Origin of the sequence: Phocaeicola intestinalis (assembly GCF_014837065.1) — a bacterium.
Taxonomy (GTDB): Bacteria; Bacteroidota; Bacteroidia; order Bacteroidales; family Bacteroidaceae; genus Phocaeicola; species Phocaeicola intestinalis.
Genome location: NZ_JACSPP010000115.1, coordinates 1 through 3,941 on the forward strand (window position 1 = coordinate 1; position 3,941 = coordinate 3,941).

Here is a 3,941-nt window from a genome sequence, read left to right on the forward strand (position 1 = left end):
ATGTATGGCACTGCATAATCTCAGAATTAAAATCAACCCTTGGAACTATCATAACTAATTTACATAAACTCTAATATATAATGGACTGATCATAGTCTTTTTTAATAGAATAATACCTGGCCATAAATCGCAATGAGTTCATTTCATAGCGTTTATTTGAATCTTTCACCGCATAATCATACGCCTTTTGAAAAACCTCCAAAGCATAATCCGTCAAATGCCTATAAAGATAAAGATTTCCTAATCCCGACATTACCAAATATCCCAATTTATAATCGGAGGTTTTTTCTACCTCAACTTCTGCTTCCAAATAATAAGCAGTAGCTGTTTCAATCTTTTGCAATCTATAATTTACCCCACCCATATAAAGTGCCGACATCGCTTTGCACCGCGCATCATCGGTAGGTTTGTAATAATCATACGCAATACGAATCAACGAATCAGAAGGAATAGGAAGATATTGCTTGTATTTCGCTTGCGTCACCAACAGACACCACAAAGCATGCTGCTCCTTATCCGTAGGCATGGGCATAGATTCTAAAATACGCAAGGCACTGTCGGGATGGTCGAACATCACCGCTTCCGCCCGCTCCAGTTCGGGCAAAGGGGCAGCTTTCCGCTGAGAGCAGCCGAAGAACAGGTTCATCACACAGAAAATCAACAATAGGCAGGTTACGGCATTCGGTTTCATAGCTTGTCCTTTTATGCCTGCAAAGATACAATTAAAATGCAAACAGACAGAGGCACAAGGAAATAAAAAATCAGTCTTCGCAAATTACAAAAAAAAACACTATATTTGCATACGTTACATTCCTAAAACACCGGCAATTATGGACAGAAGAGAACTCAGCGACAGATACGTCAACCCCTATACCGACTTCGGATTCAAGAAGCTGTTCGGCACCGAAATCAACAAGGACCTGCTCATCAGCTTCATCAACAGCCTCCTGCACGGAAAGGAAGTGGTGAAAGACCTGACCTACCTCAATACGGAGCATTTAGGCACCGGCGAGGCAGACCGCAAGGCGGTGTTCGACGTGTATTGCGAAAATGAAAAAGGAGAGAAGATACTGGTAGAAATGCAGCGCGGAGAGCAACAGTTCTTTAAAGACCGAAGCCTTTACTATGCCACTTTCCCCATCCGCGAACAGGGACAGAAAGGCGAATGGGACTATCGGCTGAAAGCCGTATATGTCATCGGCATCCTCAACTTCACTTTCGATGAGCAGAGCGATGATTTTTATCACCACGAAGTGAAGCTCATGGACACCCGTACCAAGGAAGTGTTCTACGACAAGCTGACTTTCATTTACTTGGAAATGCCCAAGTTCAACAAAAGCGAAGAAGAGCTGAACGGCATGTTCGAGAAATGGCTCTTCGTGTTGCGCAACCTCTCACGCCTGATGGAACGCCCCAAAGCTCTGCAGGAACGCATCTTCACCAAGCTATTCGAAGCCGCAGAAATCGCCAAGTTCACCAAGACCGAATACGACAGCTACGAGGAAAGCTTGAAAACGTATCGTGACTGGAAAAATACCATTGATACGGCAGAACTGAAAGGTGAAAAGAAAGGGTTTAAGAAAGGAGAGAAAATCGGTATTGAAAAAGGACGGAAAGAAGGACTTGAAAAAGGTCGGAAAGAAGGAGCAAAAGAAAAAGCAATTGAAATAGCCAAGCAACTTAAAGCCGAAAGTGTACCCGTGGGCATTATCATCAAATGCAGCGGCTTGTCCGAGGAAGAGATCAACAGCCTGTAGGTTAGTTTGTAAGTTTTTAAGTTCTTGAGTTTTTAAGTTCGTAAGTTCTTGAGTTAAACATCAAAGGAACTCAAAAACTTAAAAACTTACAAACTTAAAATCACATCCGGCTCCGCTGCTCCTGTCCGGCACCTGTACCTTTGTACTTACTCTTCGAAGTATAGCTGAGCGAAAGTTCCGCCTTTCCCACAGGCATTGCAAGCGAAAAGGAAGGGAACACATTGTCGTACGTACGGCTTTGTTCATCGATACGGACACCGTTTTCGTAGTAATCAGAAACCAAGTGCTCATAACGTACACCTGACCGAAACGGCATCTTCGCGGATATTGCTATGGTCATCGTTGAGGATGCCTTGCTCATTGACATAATTATTGATGCGGTCGGTATAAGTATATTCACCTCCAAACGAAAGATTGCCCTGCCACAACGGACGGCTCACCACTAGCTTGGCGGCATAAAGGGTATTCTCGTCCTTGTTATAACTGGTGACACGCTACTCCTGTGCATCCTCACCCGCCAAGGTATATCTTTTGCTCATATCCTGCAACATCTTCCGGTACGACCAAAGCCCGTCGGCATTGAAGTCGATATTCCAGTCGCCCACCTGCCCGTTATAGTAAACATTCAACGAATGGCTGGTTCCGGGACGGTTCTGCCAGCCTGTGCTGACATTCTCCTCATAAAGTACTTCATCTTGGGTCACCTCGGCGTATGAATCAATGTTCCACATATACCGGGGTTTGCGGTCGAACTCGTAACACATACCCAGCAAATGATTTTCGTCCAACTGGTAATTGAGCGAAAGCATGGCGATCAAATCCTGGTCGTGCCCCGGGGACGCAAAGCGTTCGACTGCCTCCACACCTTATCAAGAAAGATCTCAGTCACCACGTCTTGTCGTCCCCTCCGCGCGTATTCGCTCCATACAGCATTCCCCTAAATCGAACTTATCCTTACGGTAATTGAAATTGAACTGGTCGAGCACCATCCAGCCATACTTGTAATAAGTGGAAAAGCGGTTATCGAAACCGAATCCTTCGCCCTGCGATTTTCGGGTATAGATACGCACCACGGCTTTCACCGTCGCATCATAACGTGCACCGGGATTGCGCACCACCTCCACTCGCTTCACATTATCCGAAGAAAGCTGGTCCAGCTCCGAAGCATTGCGCATCTTGCGCCCGTTGATATAGATTTCCGCTCACCCGCTCCAAAGACATTTACCGTACCTTCTTCTGCCGACACTCCCGGAAGTTTGTTCAACAAGTCATTGCCTGTGCCTGCCTTCTCCAAGATGGTGTTTTGCACATTCGTTACCTGTGCATCGCCTTTCAACTGTATTTTGGGCAAATCACCCTTTACCACCACTTCGCCTAATAGCTGGGCATCGGGCATCAATCGAATGGTTCCCAAGTCCGGTTTCTCTACCTTATTATATATGGTAGTATAACCGATAGAGGAAACACGGAGCAACAAGTCGTTTTGATTTGCCTTTAAAGTAAAACTTCCACTTTCATCACTTACCGTTCCCGTCACGAAAGCGGAATCAGGAAGGGATAACAATACTACATTGGCATACGAAAGAGATTGGTCCTTCTCGTCCATCACCTTGCCCGAATGAACGGACTGCGCATAGCAGCATAGCACAAGGCTGAAGAACGCAACCAAGCTAAGCAATCGTTTCATATTGCTATTCCGTTTAATTACTTGTATTTGGCGTGCGAAAATACAAAACTTCTGCATTTTGCCAAACAATTTGTAGAAGCAAAAACTTTTTCCCCGTTACAATTGTAACGCTGGGCAATTGTAACGCTGTATGCCCTACCTGTGAAAGTATATGCACAGCTTCACGCATATACTTTCGCGAGGCTGTGCAACGATATGTATGCGTACCTGCATTGACTATTTGCCGAATCATATAAATTGCTCCACTTGGTATCTCCGGCATCCTTCATCCCCAACTCGCATGGAATCAAGTAGGAAGAAAACGAAGTAGTTTTCTTTAGGGCTCATTCGGGACTTGCACCCGTTAGCTAATACTCATGCCGAGCAATCGAGTAGGAGGTAAACATTAATCATAGGTGTTTATCTCCTATTTTCATGTTCACCGACCTCTCACACCACCGTACGTGCCGTTCGGCATACGGCGGTTCCTATTTTGGGTACCATTCGAGATACGAGCC

General features: G+C 45.2%; 7 protein-coding genes. 1 reads left to right on the forward strand and 6 read right to left on the reverse strand.

Annotated elements, in window-relative coordinates; all coding sequences use genetic code 11:
* Window positions 1–70: 70 nt before the first annotated feature.
* Window positions 71–691, reverse strand: a complete 621-nt coding sequence (locus tag H9625_RS17135; RefSeq protein ID WP_191765521.1) for a hypothetical protein — start codon at window positions 689–691, stop codon at window positions 71–73.
* A gap of 139 nt (window positions 692–830) precedes the next feature.
* On the opposite strand from H9625_RS17135, the gene H9625_RS17140 reads away from it, so the two are divergent.
* On the forward strand, window positions 831–1,757 hold the full coding sequence (locus H9625_RS17140) for an Rpn family recombination-promoting nuclease/putative transposase (RefSeq protein WP_191765523.1): 927 nt from the start codon (window positions 831–833) through the stop codon (window positions 1,755–1,757).
* Window positions 1,758–1,857: 100 nt separating this feature from the next.
* On the opposite strand, the gene H9625_RS17145 is transcribed toward H9625_RS17140, so the two are convergent.
* Genes H9625_RS17145 through H9625_RS17165 form a run of 5 tightly spaced genes read right to left on the reverse strand, consistent with a single transcriptional unit; the run spans window position 1,858 to window position 3,444 of the window.
* On the reverse strand, window positions 1,858–2,073 hold the full coding sequence (locus H9625_RS17145; protein WP_191765525.1) for an outer membrane beta-barrel protein: 216 nt from the start codon (window positions 2,071–2,073) through the stop codon (window positions 1,858–1,860).
* Window positions 2,045–2,197 carry a hypothetical protein gene (locus tag H9625_RS17150; RefSeq protein WP_191765527.1) on the reverse strand — a complete coding sequence of 51 codons (153 nt, stop codon included), beginning with the start codon at window positions 2,195–2,197 and terminating at the stop codon, window positions 2,045–2,047. The genes H9625_RS17145 and H9625_RS17150 overlap by 29 nt, the downstream gene beginning before the upstream one ends.
* 54 nt (window positions 2,198–2,251) lie before the next feature.
* Window positions 2,252–2,620 (reverse strand): hypothetical protein, encoded by a 369-nt coding sequence (locus tag H9625_RS17155; RefSeq protein WP_191765529.1) that lies wholly within the window; start codon window positions 2,618–2,620, stop codon window positions 2,252–2,254.
* 18 nt (window positions 2,621–2,638) lie between these two features.
* Window positions 2,639–2,932, reverse strand: a complete 294-nt coding sequence (locus H9625_RS17160) for a hypothetical protein (RefSeq protein ID WP_022040824.1) — start codon at window positions 2,930–2,932, stop codon at window positions 2,639–2,641.
* A complete protein-coding gene (locus H9625_RS17165; protein WP_158098098.1) occupies window positions 2,887–3,444 on the reverse strand; it encodes a carboxypeptidase-like regulatory domain-containing protein in 558 nt (185 codons plus the stop codon). Before H9625_RS17165 ends, H9625_RS17160 begins: the two co-directional genes overlap by 46 nt.
* Window positions 3,445–3,941 lie beyond the last annotated feature (497 nt).